Below are 23,791 nucleotides of genomic sequence, written 5' to 3' on the forward strand. Positions count from 1 at the left end.
TGTATCCTCAGGAACATTTAGCAACCTGGCTGCAGGAGCGCATACCGTTATCGTAAGAGATGCAGCTGGCTGTACCAATACTGCCAACATAACCATCACCCAACTGAACAATACCGTTACAGGAACCACCACCAAAACTGATGTCACCTGTGCCGGACCAAATACCGGTTCCATAACGGTTACCGGTGCCGGTGGAACGCCACCATATCAATATGCATTGGGTACCGGGGCTTACCAAACGAGTGGTTCATTTACCAACCTGCCAACAGGCAATTACACGGTTCATGTACGTGATGCAAATCTTTGTATCACCGATCTTCCTGTTGTTACCATTGCAGCCGCAGTGAACACCGTTACTTCAAGCATCACCAGCCAGACCAATGTATCCTGTGCCGGTGGAAACACGGGTGCAGTTACTGTAGCCGGTGCCGGTGGAACCGGACCTTATACTTACCAGTTAGATGGTACCGGTGCGTTTGTATCCTCAGGAACATTTAGCAACCTGGCTGCAGGAGCGCATACCGTTATTGTAAGGGATGCAGCTGGCTGTACCAATACTGCTAACATAACCATCACTCAACTAAACAATACCGTTACAGCTACGATGACCAAAACCGATGTCACCTGCGCCGGGCTAAACACCGGTGCTATAACGGTTACCGGTAGTGGTGGCACCACACCATATCAATACGCATTAGGCACCGGTGCTTACCAGACCAGTGGTTTATTCAGCAATCTTGCAGCAGGAACCTATGCCATTCATATCCGTGATGCGAACCAGTGTATAAAGGATACAAGCATAACCATTGTAGCGGCAGGAAGTACAGTAACTGTAGGTCTCGTTTCAAAAACCGATGTTTCCTGTGCAGGAAATGATGGAAGCATTACAGTGGCGGGTGCAGGTGGAGCGGCTCCATATACCTATCAACTTGGGGCCGCGGCCTTCCAGACTGCTCCAGTATTTAATAACCTGGCTGCAGGCAATTATACCATTACAGCAAAAGATGCTGCCGGTTGTACCAATGCAACAGTTGTCACCATCGTGCAATTGAACAATACTGTCGGCGCAGTCTTCAGCGCACAAACCAATGTTAGCTGTGCCCCGGGAAGTACCGGCTCATTCACCATAAGCGGTACCGGTGGAACAGGACCCTATAATTACAGGCTGGGAACAGGAATCTATCAGCCCAACGGAACATTTAGCGGCCTCGCAGTCGGCACTTATGCAGTCAGCGTACGTGATGCAAACAGTTGTACAAAGGACACAACGATAACCATCGTTCAAACCGCAAACACGGTAACAGGTAGCATAACAGCCAAGACTGATATCGCGTGTACAGGTAATACAGGATCGGTAACAGTTGCAGGCAGTGGCGGCACAGCACCATATGAATACCGCATCGGCAATGGTGCGTTCCAGGCCGGCAATGTTTTCTCCGATCTTCCAGCCGGTAGTTATACCATCGGTGTCCGCGACGCGGTTGGCTGTATAGCAAATATCCCGGTAACTATTTCACAACTTGCCACCACCCTGACCGTGGCAGTCGCCGCTAAGACCGACATACCATGTACAGGGGGAACGGGTTCAGTAACGGTAACAGCTGGTGGTGGTACGTCGCCTTATACTTATAAGATAGGCACTGGTGCATACCAGGCCGGATCAACATTCACAGATCTTCCGGCAGGAAACTATATAATAACGGTTCAGGATGCACTTGGCTGTACAAGGGATGTGAACGTAAATATTGTGGCTTTACCAAACACAGTAACCCCAGTATTAGTTTCAAGAACCGATGTACCTTGTTCAGGTGGCAACGTTGGATCACTTAGTGTAGGTGCTAACGGTGGTGCTGCACCATATCAATATAAACTGGATAACGGAGCGTACCAGGCTACCGGTGTCTTCACCGGCCTTGCCAGCGGTAGTTATATTGTTACGGTGAGAGACGCCAACGGATGTACGCGTGATCTCGCAGTCGCAATAACACAGGTACCCAATACAGTAGTTGCGGGAGTAGCATCGAAGGTTGATGTCTCCTGCGCCGGAACACCAGGTTCCGTAACCATAACCGGCAGCGGTGGCACCCCTCCGTATACGTATAAACTTGGGGCGGGAGCTTTCCAGGCGAGTCCGGCTTTCAGCAACGTTCCTGCTGGTAATTATATCGCCACCGTAAGAGATGCCAACGGTTGCACCAGCGATATAGCCGTTACCATAGTACAGTTGAATAATACGGTGTTACCGGTGGTGACTTCAAAAACAGATATTCCATGTACCGGTGGTACCGGGTCCGTGACCGTTGCTGGTAGCGGCGGTACTGCACCTTACCAGTATAGCCTGGGCGGTGCAGCATTCCAGGCAACTGGTGTCTTTAACGGTCTTGCAGCTGGCAGTTACAATATAACAGTCAGAGATGCCGGCGGCTGTACGAAAGATGTGGCTATAATCATCGAGCAGGCAGTTAATACCGTTGTTGGTACCGTGGTCGCAAAAACTGACGTTCCATGCTCAGGTGGAAATGTGGGTACACTGACGGTTGCAGGTAGCGGAGGCACCGCGCCTTACACTTATAGATTAGGAACAGGTGCATTCCAGCCGACAGGAGTTTTCAATAATCTCGCCGCCGGTGCACATATCATAACCGTGAGGGATGCCAATGGGTGCACCAGCAACGTTACCGGCACCATTGCCCAATTGAATAATACCGTTGATGGTACCGTGGTTGCAAGAAGAGACGTTCCATGCTCAGGTGGCAATACTGGCTCAATAACAATAGCCGGCACAGGCGGTACGGCACCATATGAATATAAACTGGGAACCGCACAGTACAGAGCTGACGGTACATTTATCGGATTGCCAGCAGGTAATTATATAATCACCGTAAAAGATGCTGCGGGTTGTACAAAAGATGTCCCTGTGACAATAGGTCAGATAAATAATAATGTTGTTGCTGTACTTAATTCGAAAACCGATGTTTCCTGCCTGGGTGGTAACACAGGTTCGATAACTATATCCGGAAGCGGCGGTACTGCACCTTACGAATACAAAATCGGTACGGGCAGATATGGTTCGGCAAATACGTTTAGTAACCTTGCTCCAGGAGAGTATATAGTGTCTGTACAGGATGCACTGGGTTGTTCGAGGGATTTAACGGTGCGCATTGATCAATTACCGAATGCAATCACTGCCACTATCAATAATAAAACAGACATCCCTTGTGCAGGTGGTAATGGCGGGTCAGTTAGCGTTACGGGTGGCGGTGGCACGGCTCCTTATGCATATAAACTTGGCAGCGGTCAATTCAGCGGAAATTCAACGTTTACTAACCTTGCAGCGGGACAACATATCATCACCGTCAGGGATGCGACCGGATGTTCAAAGGATACAACTATAACTATAGTCCAGACACCCAACACCGTCAGACCATCGGTTATTTCCAGGATTGATATCCCATGTTCAGGCGGTACCGGATCAATAACCGTAACAGGTGTTGGTGGTACAGCCCCATATGAATACAGGTTGGGCACAAGTCCGTACCAGCCTGGCGGTTCGTTCACAGAACTGGTGGCAGGGTCTTATACCGTAACGGTGAGAGATGCCGGTGGTTGTACAAGGGATACAACACTGGTAATTTCGCAGATCCCCAATACGGTCACAGTTACCCTGGGATCCAAAACAGATGTTGGATGTGCGTCGGGCAATATAGGGTCAATCACAGTTGTTGGCAGCGGCGGAACAGCGCCTTACGAATACAGAATTGGCAGTGCTGCATATCAGACCTCTAATACATTTAATAGTCTGCCGGCAGGTCGTCATGTGATTACGGTCAGAGATGCAGCAGGCTGTACCAATGAGGTAGCTGTTACCCTCACCCAGATAAACAATACGGTGACGGCGACTGTAACAAAAACTGACGTCCCTTGCACTGGTGGAAACACGGGTTCAATAACGGTACAAGGTGGCGGTGGTTCCACACCATACACGTACAAACTTGACAGCGGGGCTTACCAGCCAGGCGGCACATTCAATGGTTTGGCAGCAGGCAGGTATGTGATCACCATCAGAAATAGCCTTGGTTGCACAAAGGATACAACTGTTGTAGTTGACCAGGTAGATAATACTATCATCGCAAGAATTGGCAGTCAGAAAGATGTACCATGTGCCGGTGGAAACGTCGGATCTGTTACCATAGTTGCAACAGGTGGTTCAGGTGTCTTACAGTATAAGATTGGTACAAGGCCAAATCAAAACACCGGTGTCTTTAACGATCTCGCGGCTGGTGATTATGTTGCTACAGTAACGGATATAGCAGGCTGTACCAGGGACGTCCCTGTAACTATTGCACAGATCAACAATACTATAAACCCGGCAATAGCAACTAAAACTGATGTGCCATGCTCCGGTGGCAATACTGGTTCAGTGACAATTTCAGTAACTGGCGGTAATGCACCATTCACCTACAAAATGGACACCGGGCCATATCAGCAAGCAGCAACCTTTGACAATCTTGCTGCCGGCGAACACGTTGTTACCGTCAAAGATTCCGCTGGTTGTACAAAAGACCTGAAGGTCACCATCGAACAAGTCGGTAATACAGTCGCGGCGACTGTCACCAAAACCGATGTTCCTTGTTCAGGCGGAGGCGGCACAGCGACAGTGACCGCAACCGGTGGAACCGCTCCGTACACGTATAAGATCGACAATGGGCAGTATGGACCAGACGCAACCTTTGATAGCCTGCCTGGTGGTGAGCATGTGATTACTGTTAAAGATGCTGCAGGTTGTACAAAGGATGTCACTGTAACCATTGCATCGCCTGCCGGAACTCCGGGAACAATCACCCCTGCAACTGTTGATCCGATCTGTGCGGGAACAAGCCAGGTGCTGACTGCTTCCGACGGAGTAGCTTATCAATGGTATCGAAATGACACACTCATTCCGGGTGCTACGGGCAAAACATACTCAGCTAACACAGCGGCCAGGTATACAGTCGTAATCGACAATGGTACCTGTAAGATCAGGTCATCCAATGTTGTTACCCTTACTGTTAACAGTTGTACTGAAACTGTAGTATTCGTGGCGAAGGCGTTTACACCTGACAACAATAATCTGAATGATAAGCTGGCTCCGAAGTTTATCAATGTTAAACAGTTCAGGTATTTCAAAGTATTTAACAGATGGGGTCAGCTGGTCTTCCAGACCACTGTTATTGGCGAAGGATGGGATGGTGTATTCAAGGGAGTACGTCAACCTATGGAAACCTATAGTTGGATACTGGAATGTGTTGATAACAATGGCAAAACCATTAAAGCGAGTGGTAAAACAATCTTAATACGATAAACTTAAAAACATGAAAAACACTTTAAGTTATCTATGCCTTGTACTATTCTTAGCTACGGATGTCAGTGGACAATCATACCACTTCTCCCAGTTTTTTAGTACTCCCCTTCTTACAAACCCCGCAAACACCGGGGTGATGGAAGGTCCTTACAGGCTGGCATCTAATTTCAGGGCACAAGGCCTTTCGGGAGGCAGCCCGTATCTCACGGGATACATATCGGCAGATATCAGCCCCTTTAAAGAAAAACTCACGGACGGTCATAAAGCCGGTATAGGCTTATACGTCATGAACGACCAGGCGTTAAACGGAGCATTGGTCACCAATTCCGTTGGATTCAGTGCAGCATATAATGTAGGACTTGACGCAAACAAGGTACATAGCCTGGGACTTGGCTTCCAGGGCACCTACCATCAACGTGAACTCGATTATAATAAACTCTCGTTTGATTCACAGTTCGGAGGATCGGGTTATAACCCGGCCCTCCCTATCGGTGAAACCTTCCAGTATTTCAGGAAAAATTATTTCGATCTCAATACCGGTTTGTTGTACAGAGCACAAACCGATAACGTTTCCTTTTTTGGAGGGGTTTCTGCTTACAACATTCTGAAGCATGAAGACAATGTTTTTGTTGACGAATTTAAAATGCCAACACGGTTTGTTGCCCAGGGCGGCGCTCAGTTTCATTCCGGCACAACCGGGACAGTATATACTTCCTTCACTTATATGCAACAGGCGAAAGCCAGTTCCACTACTGTTGGTGCAGCTTATGGCATACAATTAAATGAAGGTGAACAAAACAACATAAGGTTTGGAGCCTGGTATCGACTAAACGATGCTATCATTCCTTATATTGGTTTTCATAAAAATGGATTCCAGGTCGGCTTTACTTATGATTACACCACATCTTCTAAAAAGACAGGAGCTGAAATCAGAAATGGTTATGAGCTCACGATTTTGTTTACCGCTCCAAATAAAAATGAATTGAAAGAAGCCCTTCCCTGGTATTGATCTGTTAATCGATAAAACTCCTCTTATTTCATTTTTGAACCTGGATGTTCCATTTTTAAAACTTCTATTAATCAATTCTAAACTGGTATTGACCTACTCTTAAGACTGGTATTGATCTATTTTAAAATAGGTATTTAGCATCTTAACAACAGGCCGATCCGGTCCTGCTGAATTGTTTGTCGCAAATCACCCCGAAAATTGGCGTATTGCAGGACGTTGTTTGTACAGTAACCAACCTAATTTTGGATTGTCAAACCACTAAAATGCTTTTTTATGAAACGCACAAAAATCCTTTACTGGGTCTTTACTGTACTTTTCGCCGCCTTCATGATATGGTCTGGAATACCAGGCATCGAGCCTTCCAAACAATCTGTTGAGTTTCTGAACGGCTATCTCGGATATCCCGTTTATTTTATCCAGTTCATAAGTGTCGCAAAGGTTATTGGTGCAATAGTTATCCTTGTACCTGGTTTGGTAAAAATAAAAGAGTGGGCTTACGCTGGTTTGTTTTTCGACCTGGCCGGAGCCGTTTATTCAGTCATATCAGTCGCTCAAAAAGTAGACCCGGGTGTGTTTTTTATTTTCCTTCCCATTTTACTGGGAGTGTTTTCCTATATCTTCTGGAAAAAACAATTGCCACACACCACTGAATACCGGCAAGCTGCTATGGCATGATATCAATGGTATCAATCCCATTCTTCTTAACAGGCTTATTGGGCAATGTAACTGGTCTTAAATCTGCTCATTCTTCGAAAATGCTATATCATTTGCTCAATCCCCACTTGCAAGGTAAGGCAGCTATAACTCCTGGTTCATAAAAAATTGAATGCTTTTTACGAGTGATGCCTCGTCTCCTACGGTAACATTCACAAGCCTGAACTTCTCCTCTCCTTTTAACATACGGAAGCGCCAGTCCAGTTGACTAATTGTTATGGTTTTCCCGTTGCTGTACCACCAGGCAGTAAACAATACTTCACCGGGCCGCGACAACTTACCCGTATACACCTCTACCCCATTAACAGCTGATTTTTTCACTCCTTTAAAAGAGTAGCCGCCACCCCGCCAGCATATGAGGGGGGTATGTTCTCCTGAGAAGAATTCCGGGATTGGTTTTATATAAACCAGGGTCTCCCGGTTAAATAGTTTCGTTATGCCATCACTGATCGCTGCGGATTCAAATCCCGGCACAACAATAGAAGAACTTAAGAACCGTTCATTTCTGTGTTTGATTATGTTGAGATAAACGCCAAGCGACAGGAGAATCAGAGAGACAAAAAACAGGAATGGACTAAGAAACGATCTGCCGGCATTTCCAGCATGCACTGAAACTCGTGCAATCCGTGCTTTCCTGATCATCCATGAACTGAGAAAAAAGACAGGAACCATAATGTAAGAAGAAAAGCAAAGCAGACCGATGATCTCATGCATCGGATCTTCAGGTTCAATTCTGAATGCCACGAGTACAATTATCCTAAGGAGATTGCAAACTATATTCAATAAAAATACAATAGAAAAAAAGAGAATAAGCTTACTAAAGGATAACCTGTTTTTATGGATCCTGTATCTGTACCCTAAAGAAAATACCGCCATAAGCATGGATGTTGAAAGCATATTTAAACCCATACAGGCTTCATCCACCGAAAACGCGGATCCATTAAGTACCATCAGATTCCCTTCAACCTCCACATTAACTCCGGCAGCCATCAGAATGTTTCCTGCGACTGCACTCAGCCCGAGCCGTATGGGAAAACCCATTATCGCTATGACCTGGTGAAAAAAGGGAGACATGAATAAAAAAAGGAACAAAATGATCTTATCACACTTCCCGACATAAAGTTCCAATAACGTCAGTAAGAAAAACGCGAGGGCGAAAAAGTAAAATATTTTTACCTCGTAAGTGTATGAAACCGTAGCAAACACCACCATCGCCAGAAAATAAACCCCGTTGAACCTTTTTTTAGTGGAACAATACAAACTGACAGGCGCTATAACAAGTCCGAGCGTCACATTGGTCGAGGATAAATATGATAGAGGAAATGCAAATGCTGCTCCGACAAATGCAAAAATGATACAGCTACTGAAATAAAAGTTAATGCCCCTCAGGTTGATGTCCAGACCAACAAATCTTCTGTTTAGTCCTTGTATAGTACGCATGTTTTTATAGATATTGCCTGGGTGATTGCAATGATTGATTCCTGACTTTCATATACAAGGCAAATACAAGAAACATAATGATCAATACCCATTCATGCGGCTCGGGGACCGACCCGGATGACTCGCGGGCAGCATTTTGTAAACCATCACCCGTTTTCTTAATGTCAAATCTTTTGTAATCTTCCTGGGTTTCAAGTACGATTAAGCTTGATACCGGTGAAACAACATTAGCAGTTGCCGCCTCTTGCACCAGGCTTTCATTGATATAGTCATCATTGAAATAGCTTACGCCAACCTTCCTCATAATATTGTTATAAGCAAATAAGCGGGCCAGGTGATCCGGTGCATCACCGCCCTTAGGGCTTATGGAATCACTCGTCCTGGTTATTTTGACACCTGCTTCCGGCAATACAACAACATCATCATTTTCACCCGCCTCCGTATAAATTCCCTCATGGAGCAATTCCTGCAAATGGCTGACTTTTCCAACACAAAGGTCTATTCCACGCAGCTCAGCCAAAGAGGCTATATAGGTTGATCTTGCCCCGGTGATATTAAAGACTCTTACCTTTTTGCCCTGGGCAAAAAACCCATTTACACCATCCGCAAATTTGCTTTCTTTTATATCTGCCAGGTGGGGAGATAACCGGTTTCCTTTTGACACCACCAATGAATGCTCCGTGTCCTGAACCTTATGAAACGGAAACAATGAAAAGTTGCGCGCTTTCATTGCATTTGTTACGGCTGACCAATTGGCATCTGTAAGTTTTACGAACTGATCATCCTGGGAACCGAATACCTGGCGGTCTTTAAGCAATGTTCGTAATTCAGCAACTTCGGTATTCGTCCAGCTTTTATTGATATCGAGAAAAACACTTTCAATTGTCACATTAACTTTGCCAGGCTGAAATTCTTTCACTGAATAGGAATAGCCGTTGTAATTGAAATGGTTTGACTTCACTGGGGCAGCCCGATAAGAAAAAGTAAAATTGGGATCATATCTTTCCTCCGAAATATATTCACCCTTCAAATTTTTTAGAAAATTTGAAGGTGCTCCCATTGTACCATCACCTCCGATATACCGGATCCTCGTGGTGGCGGCGGCATCAGAGGGATCGGGCCCATCAAATAAGACGTTTTTATATACTACCTGTCCATCCTGAACATGGAGGGGTGATGTGATGCCAATCTTAAATTTTCGTTCCTCATCATTGGTACAGGGGAAAACGCGGACAGTAATTGTATTTCCTTCCTGCCAGTGAACCACCGAAGGATCCCGGCGCTCAACACCTACTATGGTTTGATATGCCTTAGTTGCTTTTTGGCGGGAAGTAAGTATTGCCTTTTCTTCTTTTCCATTGATCCAGAGAGAAAGCGAAGTCACTACTGAACCTGGTGATAAATAAAAAGTATAAATTCCTTCCTCAGTGTCTGTGCGGGATGCGTTTCGCAAGCTATTGTTACGGATGTTAAAAAACTGTTCCGTATACGTCAGTCGCAGATCAGCATAAATATCAATGTCGCTAAGTATATATGATGTGGTTAAATTGTCACCCGACCAAAGTCTTTCGTTTGAAAGATGCCGCTTATCTGAGATAGCCCTTAGTACTTTAATCCGTTCATCTGAAGCAAGCGTGATTTTTGAACTAAGACTGGCAAGATAAACCAGCGGGTCATGTTTTTTCTGCTCGCCCCATGAAAAGGTCTGCGGCATAAAACGCCATTCGTTAAAGTCCGTGTCGGCAGTTGTGAATACAAGGTCTGCTTTGAAAATCCTGTCTGAGATCCAATCATTTTTCAGTACCTCAGCAATCTTCAGCCATGAGGGTAGCTCAGCGTTTTCGTATAAGGGTGACTGATTACTTATCCTTTCAATGTTGGAAATCCTGGAGTTCCATTCAATCGTAAACGCGATTGCCGCAAAAGTTGGAATAAGAAAGCCGGCGGCAACTGAGATATTATGAATTCGCTGTGTTCTAAAATGCAGAAACAAAGTGATTGAAGTGATCAACAATATCAGCGGAACGAATATATGCCCCCCTATTCCGAAAAAGATGACTCCCAATGAACCAACAGGATAAAAGTTAACAACATACAACGCCAGGTATAGATAAAGTGTTATTGCGGTTCCCAAAAGAAAATACTGCAGGTTATTCACCCAAAGGGGTAATCTGTCAACGTAAGCAAAGCTCAACAAGGTGACGGAACTAAGGAGGATGTAAACACAAAGCCAGCTCACAGAATTTTCAAAGACGGTAAGCTCCCTGTTTAATGCAAATGCAGAGAGCAGGTAGAGGTTTAAAAGAATCACCGTTCTATTCGTATTTTCTTTTTTCCAGCTTCTTTTAATTCCAAAGGAACTGTTGAATATAAGTACGAACGTATACACGATTGCAGTGCTGTAGTGGAGAAAAAAGAACAGGAAAAGATTTTCCTTCACGTTGTAGTACTCGCACATCCCGTAAAGAACCGAAGATAGAAGAAGTAATATGTAGCCTGATCTGACAGGTGCTGGGGCGGGCCCGGGTATAACCGGGATTGTCCGTTGCAATCTCTTCGGTGATGGGGCAATGCTTGTTAAAGTATCCATGTTGTAATGTTTATGTTTTATAAAGTGCTTTGAATTACAAAGTGATTGACCATGAAAAAAGCCAAAACCCACGATTTGATTTCCATTTGGCTGATTACAATTAACTAACTGATTGTTTCAGGATTTCCGCGATCCGCACAAGATGCATACCAGGACTACGCTGCAGGCCGATCAATAATAGCCTGTATATATTAAAGGGTGACCTGGATCAATTCCGAAAAAACTTCCGGCTCTCAATTTCACTAAAAGGCTGCAACTGGACAAGTGGACTGTGTAATCCGTAAAGCACTTTGTATCTCAGAGCTAATAATGTTTTCCTGACTTCCAAATAAATCTTCAACAAATATTTGACGATTCTGTCGTTAGTGATGAGTCAATGAATTCACACTGTACTTTTTAGGCTGATCAATCGGGCGTTAAGCATCGGGCCGCGACCAGAGAGACAGTTTAGTCTTTAAATGGTCCATAAGTTTCCATTTCTTTGGCTTTTAGCGAATTTTTGATAACTTCAAAATGCAGTGAATTTCGAGTCCATCATACCAATTCTTTCTTCTGCTGATGTACACGCAAGCATCCGTTACTACACTGAAGTGCTGGGTTTCAAAAACAGTTGGACCTGGGATGAACCAGCAACTTTCGGCGGTGTAGACCTGGGAGATGTGCGAATATTTTTTTGTAAAGATGGACAAGGCAATCCTGGTACATGGCTGGCAATAAATGTGGAAGATGTAGATGCTTATCATGAACAGATAACCGCCCGTGGGGCAACCATTATCAATCCACCTCAAAGTTTCGACTGGGGCATGCGCGAGATGCTGGTCGGGGATCCCGATGGACATCGGATACGTTTTGGTCATGGCATTTCACACCGGTTGAAAAGCGCCGAACGGATGCCGGAGGATATTGAAATTATTCCCGGTATACCGACAGTTGATCAGCTTGAAAGCCTTATGAGATCTGTTGGATGGGCTGCCCAGGTGCCGGGCCAGCGGGCAGTTGTTGGCGACCCGGCCAATATTGCATATAGTGTTATTGCCAAAAAACGAAACGATGAGGAAGTTATCGGCTGTGCTTTTCTTTTTAGTGACAGCGCAGGTTTGTATTATATAAAAAACGTAATTGTTCACCCTGCATGGCAGGGAAAACTGATAGGTTCTGCCATGTTGAAACATATTAACGACTGGCTGGAAAATTATGCACCGGATCACTCTACGGTTGCACTGCATACAGGTCCAAACCTTGCCCATTTTTACCGCCGTTACGGATTCTCTACATCTTTCAGCATGCAGAAAACAATTACACGAAATAAGTTACTTTGACCTGATAGTGCTGTTTCACTATATTTTAATACTGCAAGAACGAATTGCCTCTTGGTCAGGTGCATCAATTTCCTAATTTAGCGATCTCAAAATGTGTTTCATGAAAAAGTTGTCCATCTTATTGGTTTTGATATTGTCCATAATCAGCATGTTTGCCCAGAAGCCTAATACGCTAACCAGGAAGGAGAAAAAGCAAGGCTGGAAACTGCTCTTCGATGGTAAATCCACCAATGGCTGGCATACTTACCTGCGTGACACTGTAGGTTCAAAATGGCAGGTGAGAAATGGTGTTATTATTTTTGATACTTCTAAACCAAGAAGCGGCGGTGGTGACCTGGTCACAAATGAAGCGTTTGAAAACTATGAGTTGCAATTGGAGTGGAAGATTTCAAAAGGCGGTAATAGCGGAATCATTTTCAATATACAGGAAGACCCGAAATTCCCGGCAACTTACCTGACTGGTCCGGAGATGCAGGTTTTAGATAACATTTACGCCTCTGACAATAAGAAACAAAACCACCTGGCAGGATGTTTATATGACCTTGCAGGCGATTCAACTGTCTCCAAACCGCGGCCCGTCGGCGAATTCAACAAAGTCAGGATCGTGCAGAACAAAGGCCATCTTACGCTTTGGCTGAACGGTATCCAAACCTATGATGGCCAGATCGGGAGCGATGATTGGAATGAACGGGTTGCTAAAAGTAAATTTGCGGCTAAACCTTTTGCAAACTTCGCAAAAGTACCGAATGGAAAAATCGCCCTTCAACAACATCCCGGTTCGAGTGAGTGGAGAAACATCAAGATAAGACCTCTCTAAATTATCATTTGCTATAGTTTGTAACGAATTGACCCGGGCAGCGTCCAATGACTTAAATAGTCTGTATGCATAAATCACACCGGGTTTTCCTTGTTTTTACATCTTGTGTAATATTGGGCCTGTGCTTTGTTCCAGCATCACTGAAAGCCCACCAGTTGTTACCTGATTCTGTGATACAGAAACTTGACCAGGTTGTGACGAAATTTATGGCTACCTCTAAGCCGCCGGCAATAAACGTTGCAATTATCCATGATCAGGACATTGTTTACAAACACGCATCCGGTTACACAGACGTGCGTCAGCAGGTGGTAGCGAAAGCAGACTCAAAGTTCCCGATCATGTCGATCACAAAAACTTTCACTGCAACCATGTTCATGCAGCTTGTCGAACAGGGCAAAGTTGGTTTGAATGATGATGTCCGAAAATACATCCCGGAGTACAAGGTCAGGTCGACCTATAACAGCACAACACCCACTACCCTGCTTCAGCTGGCGACACATACATCAGGGCTGCCCCGCAACTCACCTGCAGACACCGCTTTTACTTTCTCATTTGAAAGATGGATGTTAACGGATGGTGCATACCCTATACAACCTTTTGCAACCAACAAAGAAGTGCTGCACTCATTACAATATATGAAGCTGGATTACCCGCCCTATGATTTTATGCACCACAATGACCGACACTATTCTAACCTGGGATATACTTTGTTGGGGATTGCCATTGAAAGGGCAGCAAAAACATCTTTCAGCAAATATATACAGACCAATGTGCTTGACGTTCTGGGGATGACCGAATCAGGATTTTTAACTGAGCCGCGGATCGGTACCGAAGTTGCGAAAGGATACCGAATTGATAAAAAAAACGGGAAAACTTTTGAAACACCTTTGTTTGAGGTGAATGCTGCTATTTATCCCGGGGGCATGTACTCTACAGCCTCAGATATGACCAAATATATCAGGGCCCAATATGATGATGGAGATAAAATACTAAAAACTGAGAGCCGCGGTATGATGAGGCAACTCAAAATCGCATGGAAACCGGCATATCCCTATGTGTTACATGAGGGTGGTTTCCCGGGACATCGAAGCATCGCTGTTTTTAACCCGGCAAGCAAAATAGGCTGGGTTATCCTTACGAATAGTGGTGATATCGATTTTGGTTGGATCAATGAGCAGTTTGCCAATGTCCTATCCGCGGCTTATCAAAAGACAGCAAAGCTTCCCCTCGAAAGATATACAGGGAAGTATGTTTTACCGGGAGGTTATGGCAGCATTGATATTTACTTAAAAGATGATTTGCTTCATTCGACTTATTGCCAGGAACTATTAACAAGCACAACGATGAAACCGGACGGCACAAATCGTTTTAAAGTGGAAGCAAAAAATGGTTACAGTATAAACTATGAATTTGCCGCGGACAAATCCGGAAACATTACCGGACTAAGGCTCGGGCAGTTCCTCTGGGAGAAGCAATAACGATTAAGTACAAACGTCGTTCTTGTCAACTGACACTACCTGGTTCCCTGAGACGATCTGCCTTAAGACTACAATCATTTGATCCCGGGCTGAACGATCTTATACCCTGTTTTAGCTTTTTCTTCTGTGACCATTTTCTTTACATCTGCCAGCAGCTGTTTTGCATCGTAAATAATTCCATCCTTTATAGTATACTTTACACCACCTGCACGGATCACCTTATCATTTTCAACAAGTTTGATGGAACCGGTGCCATATAATGATTGGAGATTTGCCAGCGGGTTTTCTTCCACAATCACGAAATCTGCAAGTTTGCCAACTTCGACACTTCCGATCTGTTTTTCCATTCCAAGGGATTCCGCTCCGTTCAGGGTTGCTGCTTTGATAACTTCCAGCGGATGAAAGCCAGCTTCGCGTAACAGTTCCAGTTCACGCACATAAGAAAAGCCATACAATTCGTATATAAACCCGGCATCCGTGCCTACCGTAACGCGTCCCCCGCGATTTTTATATTCGTTCAGGAAGGTCATCCAGAGTTTATAATTGTCTTTCCAGGCAATCTCCTGCTCTGTACCCCAGCTATGCCAATAAGATCCATGTGAGTTCCAGCTTGGTTTGTAAAACTCCCAAAGCGAGGGCATGGTGTAGTCATCGTGCCATTCGGCACGGCGGGCCCGCATCAGGTCCCTGCTGGCTTCGTAGATCGACAAGGTAGGCGATAAAGAAAATCCGAGCGAGATGAGTTCATTCATCACCTTGTTCCATTTATCGGAAAATGGTGGTGCCGCCTGTTTCCATAAAGTCCCTGCCTCACCAAAACGATCCTGCTCATTCTGATAATTGTAGTCTAGCGAATAATCCTGCACGGTCCTGTCGGTGAACATAGCTTCAGGAAGGCCATACCAATGTTCCATTGAGGTCAGGCCGGCCCTTGCACTGTGTAATACATTCCAGCCGCCGACATGTGTTTGTGAGTGATGCATCTTTGAACGCAATCCAAGCTTCTTATTTTCATCGAGGGCGGCTGCCATTATCTCGGGACTGGCACCGAAAAATTTTATCCCGTCTGCGCCTTGTCTGGCATTTTCGCGCACCCACAGGCGTGCCTGTTCAGGCGTCGCCAGAGGGGTTGTGGCCCTGGCGCCAAACCGGTTAAAGGCCTGTATTCTGGGAGCCGTAATTTCGTTTTTACTGCTTTTTAATTTCTGATCCAGCACCCAGTCGAGACCGTTCATGCAACCAGGTTCAGCGATTGTTGTTATACCATGCGCCATCCATAACTTAAAAACATACTCGGCATTGGCTCCCTGGGCGGTGCCGCCAATATGACCATGAGTATCAACGAAACCGGGCATCAGGTAAAGTCCGGTTGCATTCAGCTCCTTACCGCCCGGTTTAAGCTTTGCTCTACGGAGCGAGTCTACCGGAAGACCCGGAGTTCCTACCACCTGTACCGATACGATCCGGTTTTTTTCAACCACGATATCAACCGGCCCCATTGGTGGCGCAAGTGTTCCATTAATAAGGGTCACTCCGCGGATGATCAGCTGATCCCAGGGTCCATCACCTTCTTTCCTGGCTGGCGCCTTTAATGGCAAAGAAGACTGTGTATAAGAGAAGAAATAAGTAAGCAGGCAAATAAACAGAAGGACGGATCGCAGGCTCGTTTGCATGGAAGTGTTCGCGCTGGTGAACAGCAAATATGACGATTACCAGCGAACCAAAGGGCTGATCAGCGTTTTATTTATTTTTGCGCCGATCAGCACCTTGATGTCTGTTCTAGTACAATCAGGACAAAGTCCATTCTGGTCTGATGAAGTGGCAGGTATATCCCCCGGGATGTTTACGAAGATAGTCCTGGTGCTCAACTTCTGCTTCCCAGAAATCTGAAGCTGGTACGACCTCCGTCACTACCGGCCCAGGCCATTTCCCGCTTGCATCCATTTCTTTTATCAGTGCCACCGCTGTTTGCTTTTGCTCGTCACTCAGATAGAAGATGGCTGAGCGGTATGAAGTTCCGCGGTCGTTCCCCTGCCGGTTCCGTGTTGTCGGATCATGTATCTGGAAAAAAAACTCCAGTAAGGCCCGGTATGAAAGAACAGAAGGATCGAAGTCGATGGCGATGCCTTCTGCATGATTGCCGTGATTTCTATAGGTCGCATTTGGGACTTCCCCACCGGTATAACCCACTACTGTTTTGTGTACTCCCGGCAGATCCCTGATTAGTTCTTCTACTCCCCAAAAACATCCGCCGGCAAGTATTGCTTTTTCTGTGCTCATTGATCTCAATTTTAATATTGGATAAACCCGTTAATGATACCGGGTGCGAATATAACCATCATAAGTGCAAATTGTTTGCGACTGTCCCGTGCCGTTACAGTATGAAATTTTGTCATCTGGAAAAAAGATCCGCCGCTCAAAGAATTTCGATGCTTAAGTCGATAATATTCTGTAATTTATAGTAACTCCCTTTTACCCGAACCATCTCATTCACCAAAAAACTGCATTTATGAGTATGTTCAGATCCCGCATTTATTATTCGGTTATTACAACATTCATTTTACTGGTATTTATTAATCCGGCGAATGCCCAGAACGGCACCATCAAAGGGGTGATAAAAGGTGCAGATGGACTGCCGCTTCCCAGTGCAAGTATTCTCCTCAAGGGAACGGGTTCCGGAACAACTTCTGACAACAAGGGTGAATATTCGATCGGTGCTCCGGCCGGAAAACAAACCCTTCTCATTTCGTTTGCCGGGATGACGACCAAAGAGATAGATGTCACCGTGGTTGCTAACACAACTATTGAACAGGATGCGCAGATGGATGTGACACCTGACCTGACTATGGTTACTATCATCGGGTCAAGAAGTCCATCCCGAACCCGGGTTCAGACACCCGTGCCGGTCGATGTAATACCGATCAGCCAGATAGTAAACGAGATCGGCCAGGTTGATCTCAACCAGATTCTTAATTATATCGCACCTTCTTTTCAATCCGCCCGTCAAACGATATCAGACGGAACTGATCACGTAGATCCGGCGCAACTCCGGGGACTTGGTCCTGACCAGGTACTGGTATTGATCAATGGAAAAAGAAGACACCAGTCCGCGCTGGTAAACGTGAATGGAACGGTGAACCGAGGTACCGTTGGAACGGATCTGAGCGCTATACCCTCTGCTTCGATTGAAAGAATAGAGATCCTTCGTGACGGCGCTGCTGCCCAATATGGATCGGATGCCATAGCCGGAGTGATAAATATCGTACTGAAGCAAACTACCGGGGTGTTGACCGGTTCGGTAAGCTATGGAGCCAATGTGACTAAGTATCCAAAAAACTACGCTTTCAATAAACTCACTAACAAAGCTGATGATCCGGATGTGAGTGTGACAGATGGCAACACCGTCCAGGCTTCGCTCGGATATGGTTTCAAGATTGGCAAAGGCAGTCTGAACCTTACCGGCGAGTACCTGGACCGTCAGTCTTCCAACCGCGGTGGCACTTACACGGGTGCTGTATACCCGAATGTGGGTGGCGTGAACCGCGATGATTCTATCATGGGTGCGAGAGGCCAAACCCGGAATACGTTTGACATGATTATTGGTAATTCTGATATTCAGTCTGCTTCAGTGTTTGCAAATTTCACTTACCCTGTCAGCGAAAAGGGAAGCATCTATGTTTTTAGCGGATATACAGGCAAAAAAGGCCAGGCGGCAGGCTTCTATCGTTATCCTTCCGGGATACCGGGGGCAGCCACTACCTATGCAAGCCAGGTATTTGCAATTTATCCGAGTGGCTTCCTTCCTGAGATCCATAGTGATATCAAAGACTTTTCAATTGCCGGTGGTTACCGGACAAAATTGGGGGAATGGAATTTTGATATCAGCAATACCTATGGAATGAATACATTCGGTTTCAGCGTTGAAAATTCAGCAAACTATTCCCAGTTTGCATTACCCGGGAATAAACAAACTTCGTTTGACGCGGGCGGTTTGGAAAACTGGCAAAATACCTCCAACGCAGACTTTTCAAAGAAGTATGACATATTTGAGGGCCTGAACGTAGCAGCTGGCCTGGAATATCGTGTGGACGCATTCGGTATCACGAGTGGCGAGGAAGCCTCGTATACTAATTATGATATTCCTTCAAAAGCCGCTGCCGGATCCCAGGTCTTTGCGGGCTTTGTCAACACAATCGGCGATACCAAAACCAGGAACTCCAAGTCAATTTATCTCGACCTCGAACAGGACTTATCGAAAGACCTGCTGGTTACCGGCGCTGTCCGTTTTGAAGATTACAGCGACTTCGGATCTACCTTCAATTATAAGTTTTCGGCAAGGTATAAATTTGGCGATTACCTGAACTTCAGGGTCTCACATAGTACCGGGTTCCGCGCGCCGTCCATGCAACAACGATTCTATTCGAAAACAAATACATTGTTTGTTTCATCCGGTGGTCAGTTGGTACCGCAGGAAGTGGGCACTTTCACAAATGACAGTAAAGCAGCAGAGATCCTGGGTATACCCCCTTTGAAACAGGAAACCAGTAAAAACTATTCTGTGGGTCTTACCGCGATGCCGGTGAAGGGACTGGAGATAACAATAGATGCGTACCAGATCGATATCGACGATCGCATCATCCTCACAAATAATTTCAGCGGAGGTAATGACCCTGCACTAAAAGCTGAACTCGAAGCAGCAGGGGCAAGCCAGGCGAACTTCTTCACCAATGCTATCGACACACGGGCTAAAGGACTTGAAGCAGTTGTAAGTTATGTTCACAACTTTGCCGGAAAACATTCTCTTCGTACTGTTTTGGCAATGACGTTTATAGATAATGAAGTCAAGAAGGATGATAATGGCAATCCCATAATACATGCTTCAGAAATATTGGTAAACAGCGGTCAGTTAGGCAGCTATTTCAACCGCGAGGACCAAAGCCGTATCGAAGTTGCTAATCCTAAAAGTAAAATAAACCTCGCATTCAACTACAAATACGGCAAATTTGGTGCGATGCTTCGTTTTGTGCAATTTGGAAAAGTAACGTACCTGGATCCAACGATCAATCCGGCTAATCCCGCGGCTTTCCCGGTAAATGCCTTTACCGGCAAAGCAGAAACACTTGACCAGACTTTTGATTCAAAGATCGTAACGGATCTTTCTTTGTCTTACCAGGTTACAAAATATCTTGGGCTTACGCTCGGTGCAAACAATCTCTTCAACCAATATCAGGACATGCATGTTCATAGCGGTAATATGAGCCTTGGAAGATTCATTTATAGCCGTCGCGTTCAGCAAATGGGATTTAATGGTTCCTATTTCTTCGGACGTCTCAGTTTCAGCCTCCCAACAGCAAAGTAATATCAAACAGCAGCAAGCATAAAAATCCCCATCTTTTGGACGGGGATTTTTTGCTAAATGTATGAAGTCAGATCTTATTCGCTGACTATGTGTTTTGTTTGCAACAGCCGCAATGGCTCCGCTTCATTTTGTTTTAAACAGTCGCAATGCTGGCCTTTCATTTTGTTTTCGACAGTCGGCATGACTGCCTTTTATTTTATTTAGTACAGCTGTGATAGGTGCAACTTTATTTTATCTTCAACACCGGGCGAAGTTTATAATCGCCGGTTCCTTCCTGGAGGATAGAGAGTGCTGCATCAAAATCGATTACTAAAGAATCAAGACCAGCATGAAGCTGTTTGTTTAATTTAATTTTCAGCCCCGATGAACTACCACTGGGAATAGTAAGCGGATAAACAACATTATTGATTTTTATTGAGTTTCGGTTTCCTAATACAAAGCGTATTTCTTTTAAGGTACCTGTAGGCACAACCTGTTCTGCAATCAGCGTATCAATGCCATTCTGAAAATCAAGTAAGTTATAAATACCTGCGCGTGTCTGAAGGTCGGTCCATCCGGCTGAGTCGGCGGAGAAATTGACTCTCACCTGCTGCAAATCGATATTTACTTCTGTAGCATTGTAGGGATTGTCGGTGAGCCTGATCTTTAAGTTGGTTGTGGAGTCATCATCTTTGTTACATGCTACAAGGGTCGCAATTAAGATAGCCAGGGGGAACACAAATTTCTTTAGTTTCATAGAGATTAATTTAGGATTATCGCTTTTTTTAGAACGATACTACAATACAATAATATCTATGCCATAATGCAAACGATTCTGGGTATTTTTTGAAGTTTGTTTAAAAAAAGAATTTTCCTCTCCCAGGTTAGGACATATTCCCGGAATGGTACCAATCTGGCTAATGCAGAAGGATAAAATAGTGCCGGACATGTGTTTTTTATTGTATTCAATTCTCTACCTTCAATGAATCAAATCTTTGAAGGAAGATCGATTAATCCTCACATCAACTGTACACTTCAGGAATTACCTATAGACGCGGCCTTCATCTTTTAAGACTTAAGCTCCTTACAAGTCCCTATAATAACTTTTAATATTGCCTATAAATGGCGATTAACAAAGTCCTCCCTGTCTATCATCTATCTTTTGAAAATGATTCTTCGTTAAGCCGAGATCAGTATTGCAGTGAAACTTCCGACCAGAAGTTTCGTTCGTTTCAACATTTCTTTCACCCTTAAAATTGTTGATTATGCAAGCATTATTTATCGGCCAAAACCGATGTTTTAAGATGATTGTCCTCCTCATCTTTTTAGGATTATTTACTGGCTGTGTTAAAGATGATCCTTTTCACCCACCGGCCAAGGAGGAGAGCGCCACTGTAATATATGATTGGTACAAACTGATCATAAGCATCCAGCTAAACCTCACCCCATCACCAATTGTATTACAAAATAACCGGGACCTTGCCTATGTGGGTGTAGGCTTATATGAGGCCGTGCATCCAGGCATTAAAAATTCGGTAAGTTTATCCACGAAGCTTTACCAGATGCCGGTAATGCCAAAGCCTCAATCGCACAAAGAATATTTGTGGGGTGCCAGTGCCAACGCTTTCATGGCCAGTATCCTCAGGCAATCTTTTCCTAATCTGACAGCAGGAAACAAAACAAGTATTGATTCCCTCGAAGATGCATATATCGCAAGATTTAAGGCACACACTTCTGACGCTGTCCTTGATCGTTCCCAGGCATTCGGGCGATCAATTGCTACGGAAATTTACAACTGGTCAAAAACCGATAATTTCACACTGTCCAGTGCAGGTTATACTATACCAGCTTTTCCCGGTGCCTGGGAACCAACTCCTCCCGCACGTGCTAACCCCGTGGGACCATTCATCAAGGATTCAAGACCTTTTCTTCATTCGAGTCTGAGCTTTACTTCCTCGCATATCCCCTACTCTGAAGACACCGATTCAGATTTTTACAAAGCTGCAAAGGAAGTATATGATATTGGAAAAATGCTGAATGATGAGCAGAAAGCCACTGCATTGTGGTGGGCTGATGTGGGTGGTGTTGGAGTAAATTATCCGGGCCCCGGGCATATTATTGCGATAGTAACGAGCGTGCTGGAAAAACAAAAGGCAAAGCTTGCAGAAGCCGCGGAAATGTATGCAAAAACCGGCATGGTTGGGAAAGAAGGCATTTATAGGGTATGGAAAGTCAAATTCACACATAACCTTATTCGCCCGGTGACATACATAAACAAACTGATAGATAAAGCCTGGTTGCCTTTTCTCGTTACGCCTCCCTATCCCGACTATCCATCCGGGCTTGCGGGTTTGTATGCTCCATGTATGCAGATATTGACAAGGGCTTATGGTGATATTCCGGTATCAGACGATACTTACGTCTGGAGAGGAATCCCCGCACGTAATTATGCGTCTTTTTCCAAACTTGCAGAAGAAGCAGCTCTTTCAAGACTTTATGGAGGCATACACTTTCGGTGGACCCAGACGGCAACCCTTGAAATTGGCAAGCAATTAGGTAATGAAATCGCTGACATCAGGTTGGTGTCTGACAAGCACTGAAAGACTGAACCACCCGTTAGCTGATAACCGGCGTTAGCACTGGTTATTGGTTGGCTTCAATACGAAACAACATCCTGTGATACGCTGGACATAGGTGGTTACAGGATGTTAGTTTCGTATCAATTTCAGCCCTATGTTTGTAAAGACATTTGCATTTTTCACTTCCAAAATGACGATCAGCAACCATGGCAACAACAAAAACCAAAGCCACAGAAAATAATGTAAGTGATTTCATAAAAAGCTGGGCACAGGAAAAAAGACACGACGATAGTTTTAAACTCATTGAACTGATGAAAGCGGCTACGGGCGAAGAGCCAAAAATGTGGGGTCCGAGCATAGTCGGCTTTGGAACCTATCATTATAAATATGACAGTGGTCACGAAGGTGATGCACCGCTGCTGGGATTCTCGCCACGTAAAGCTGCGATCTCTTTATATGTTTATACTGGGAGAGAGGATCATAAACCCCTTCTTGAAGGCCTTGGGAAATTCAAGATGGGTAAGTCCTGTATATACATCAACAAACTTTCCGACATTTATGAAATCAAACTCAAACAACTGATGAAGGAAACAATAAAATTTATGAAGTCAAGGTATACAACCACCGTAACCTCCTGACCAGACAACTCGTGAGATCTTAATTACGACAAGGGTGCTCCAACAGCAATTTCACATCGATGCCCCGGTTTGCCATGAGCGGGATTTAATTTAACACCGCCAGGTGTCGGCTGAAGGCTGGGCAATGTCGGGGTTAAAGCAGGCATCGTCGGCTGCCCGGTGTTTCCTTTATCTACCAATGGAGCTCCTACTGCAATTGTACAATCGTGATAAGGCAGACCATGTGCTGGATTTTTTAGTGGTCTCTGACCTGCCTGGGCAGGAAGACCTGATGGCGCCTGGGGCAAAGTTACTGCGGGTGGTGGAAGTGCAGGTAGCGGTGTCGCTGCTGCCGGCGTGGCAGAATTGCTGACACTCATAGTATCTGCAGAAGGAGTATCAATTTCTTCCACATCGTCCGAGCCCGAGTTGCAGGCTAAAAGACCTGAAGCAATACATATAGTTAACAAAACGGAAGATATGAGTTTCATGCAATTTTTTTAGAATGTGAAATAAACCGGCTGACTCTTGAGTTTTGAAGACGCCTGC

15 protein-coding genes are annotated in these 23,791 nt (G+C 45.0%); 9 read left to right on the top strand and 6 right to left on the bottom strand.

Annotation, left to right across the window (positions count from 1 at the left end; all coding sequences use genetic code 11):
- From ACX0G7_RS18215 to ACX0G7_RS18225, 3 genes are all read left to right on the top strand, one after another.
- Positions 1–5,341: T9SS type B sorting domain-containing protein (locus ACX0G7_RS18215; protein WP_458924948.1), on the top strand; the 5,341-nt coding region annotated here is incomplete at its 5' end.
- A 10-nt stretch (positions 5,342–5,351) separates the two neighbouring features.
- Positions 5,352–6,350, top strand: coding sequence for a PorP/SprF family type IX secretion system membrane protein (locus ACX0G7_RS18220; protein WP_458924949.1), 999 nt, complete (start codon positions 5,352–5,354; stop codon positions 6,348–6,350).
- A 273-nt stretch (positions 6,351–6,623) separates the two neighbouring features.
- Positions 6,624–7,025: a DoxX family protein gene (locus ACX0G7_RS18225; RefSeq protein ID WP_458924950.1), complete on the top strand. Its 402-nt coding sequence runs from the start codon at positions 6,624–6,626 to the stop codon at positions 7,023–7,025.
- A 123-nt stretch (positions 7,026–7,148) separates the two neighbouring features.
- Here the strand turns inward: ACX0G7_RS18225 and xrtN are convergent, their stop codons facing one another.
- Both xrtN and ACX0G7_RS18235 read right to left on the bottom strand, forming a co-directional pair.
- Positions 7,149–8,504: an exosortase N gene (xrtN, locus tag ACX0G7_RS18230; RefSeq protein ID WP_458924951.1), complete on the bottom strand. Its 1,356-nt coding sequence runs from the start codon at positions 8,502–8,504 to the stop codon at positions 7,149–7,151.
- A 4-nt stretch (positions 8,505–8,508) separates the two neighbouring features.
- Positions 8,509–11,094, bottom strand: coding sequence for an XrtN system VIT domain-containing protein (locus tag ACX0G7_RS18235; RefSeq protein WP_458924952.1), 2,586 nt, complete (start codon positions 11,092–11,094; stop codon positions 8,509–8,511).
- A gap of 518 nt (positions 11,095–11,612) precedes the next feature.
- Here ACX0G7_RS18235 and ACX0G7_RS18240 point away from each other — a divergent pair.
- The 3 genes from ACX0G7_RS18240 (at position 11,613) to ACX0G7_RS18250 (ending at position 14,708) form a co-directional block, all read left to right on the top strand.
- Complete coding sequence (locus tag ACX0G7_RS18240) at positions 11,613–12,413, top strand: GNAT family N-acetyltransferase (protein WP_458924953.1); 801 nt, start codon at positions 11,613–11,615, stop codon at positions 12,411–12,413.
- A 100-nt stretch (positions 12,414–12,513) separates the two neighbouring features.
- A complete protein-coding gene (locus ACX0G7_RS18245) occupies positions 12,514–13,230 on the top strand; it encodes a 3-keto-disaccharide hydrolase (RefSeq protein ID WP_458924954.1) in 717 nt (238 codons plus the stop codon).
- Between the two features lie 65 nt (positions 13,231–13,295).
- Entirely contained in the window at positions 13,296–14,708 is a 1,413-nt protein-coding gene (locus ACX0G7_RS18250) for a serine hydrolase (protein ID WP_458924955.1), read from the top strand.
- Between the two features lie 74 nt (positions 14,709–14,782).
- Here ACX0G7_RS18250 and ACX0G7_RS18255 read toward each other — a convergent pair whose 3' ends face one another.
- Together ACX0G7_RS18255 and msrA are read right to left on the bottom strand one after the other, a co-directional pair.
- Positions 14,783–16,408 carry an amidohydrolase family protein gene (locus ACX0G7_RS18255; protein WP_458924956.1) on the bottom strand — a complete coding sequence of 542 codons (1,626 nt, stop codon included), beginning with the start codon at positions 16,406–16,408 and terminating at the stop codon, positions 14,783–14,785.
- Positions 16,409–16,496: 88 nt separating this feature from the next.
- The gene (gene msrA, locus ACX0G7_RS18260) at positions 16,497–16,988 is read right to left on the bottom strand and encodes a peptide-methionine (S)-S-oxide reductase MsrA (protein ID WP_458924957.1); all 492 of its coding nucleotides are present in this window, start codon (positions 16,986–16,988) and stop codon (positions 16,497–16,499) included.
- Between the two features lie 229 nt (positions 16,989–17,217).
- Between msrA and ACX0G7_RS18265 the strand changes: the two genes are divergently transcribed.
- The gene (locus tag ACX0G7_RS18265; RefSeq protein ID WP_458924958.1) at positions 17,218–20,067 is read left to right on the top strand and encodes a TonB-dependent receptor; all 2,850 of its coding nucleotides are present in this window, start codon (positions 17,218–17,220) and stop codon (positions 20,065–20,067) included.
- A 226-nt stretch (positions 20,068–20,293) separates the two neighbouring features.
- Here the strand turns inward: ACX0G7_RS18265 and ACX0G7_RS18270 are convergent, their stop codons facing one another.
- A complete protein-coding gene (locus ACX0G7_RS18270; RefSeq protein ID WP_458924959.1) occupies positions 20,294–20,803 on the bottom strand; it encodes a DUF4382 domain-containing protein in 510 nt (169 codons plus the stop codon).
- 508 nt (positions 20,804–21,311) lie between these two features.
- On the opposite strand from ACX0G7_RS18270, the gene ACX0G7_RS18275 reads away from it, so the two are divergent.
- A complete protein-coding gene (locus tag ACX0G7_RS18275; RefSeq protein WP_458924960.1) occupies positions 21,312–22,646 on the top strand; it encodes a vanadium-dependent haloperoxidase in 1,335 nt (444 codons plus the stop codon).
- Positions 22,647–22,831: 185 nt separating this feature from the next.
- Positions 22,832–23,263, top strand: coding sequence for a DUF1801 domain-containing protein (locus ACX0G7_RS18280; RefSeq protein WP_458924961.1), 432 nt, complete (start codon positions 22,832–22,834; stop codon positions 23,261–23,263).
- Positions 23,264–23,286: 23 nt separating this feature from the next.
- Here the strand turns inward: ACX0G7_RS18280 and ACX0G7_RS18285 are convergent, their stop codons facing one another.
- On the bottom strand, positions 23,287–23,733 hold the full coding sequence (locus ACX0G7_RS18285; protein WP_458924962.1) for a hypothetical protein: 447 nt from the start codon (positions 23,731–23,733) through the stop codon (positions 23,287–23,289).
- Positions 23,734–23,791: the final 58 nt, after the last annotated feature.

It is taken from the genome of Flavitalea antarctica, assembly GCF_054461535.1.

What these genes read in the sequence shown, in the direction of transcription:
- xrtN (WP_458924951.1), bottom strand. Translation starts at nt 8,504, where the DNA reads ATGCGTACTATACAAGGACTAAACAGAAGATTTGTTGGTCTGGACATC.
- ACX0G7_RS18280 (WP_458924961.1), top strand. Translation starts at nt 22,832, where the DNA reads ATGGCAACAACAAAAACCAAAGCCACAGAAAATAATGTAAGTGATTTC.
- ACX0G7_RS18270 (WP_458924959.1), bottom strand. Translation starts at nt 20,803, where the DNA reads ATGAAACTAAAGAAATTTGTGTTCCCCCTGGCTATCTTAATTGCGACC.
- ACX0G7_RS18285 (WP_458924962.1), bottom strand. Translation starts at nt 23,733, where the DNA reads ATGAAACTCATATCTTCCGTTTTGTTAACTATATGTATTGCTTCAGGT.
- ACX0G7_RS18245 (WP_458924954.1), top strand. Translation starts at nt 12,514, where the DNA reads ATGAAAAAGTTGTCCATCTTATTGGTTTTGATATTGTCCATAATCAGC.
- ACX0G7_RS18265 (WP_458924958.1), top strand. Translation starts at nt 17,218, where the DNA reads ATGAGTATGTTCAGATCCCGCATTTATTATTCGGTTATTACAACATTC.
- ACX0G7_RS18235 (WP_458924952.1), bottom strand. Translation starts at nt 11,094, where the DNA reads ATGGATACTTTAACAAGCATTGCCCCATCACCGAAGAGATTGCAACGG.
- ACX0G7_RS18220 (WP_458924949.1), top strand. Translation starts at nt 5,352, where the DNA reads ATGAAAAACACTTTAAGTTATCTATGCCTTGTACTATTCTTAGCTACG.
- msrA (WP_458924957.1), bottom strand. Translation starts at nt 16,988, where the DNA reads ATGAGCACAGAAAAAGCAATACTTGCCGGCGGATGTTTTTGGGGAGTA.
- ACX0G7_RS18275 (WP_458924960.1), top strand. Translation starts at nt 21,312, where the DNA reads ATGCAAGCATTATTTATCGGCCAAAACCGATGTTTTAAGATGATTGTC.
- ACX0G7_RS18225 (WP_458924950.1), top strand. Translation starts at nt 6,624, where the DNA reads ATGAAACGCACAAAAATCCTTTACTGGGTCTTTACTGTACTTTTCGCC.
- ACX0G7_RS18250 (WP_458924955.1), top strand. Translation starts at nt 13,296, where the DNA reads ATGCATAAATCACACCGGGTTTTCCTTGTTTTTACATCTTGTGTAATA.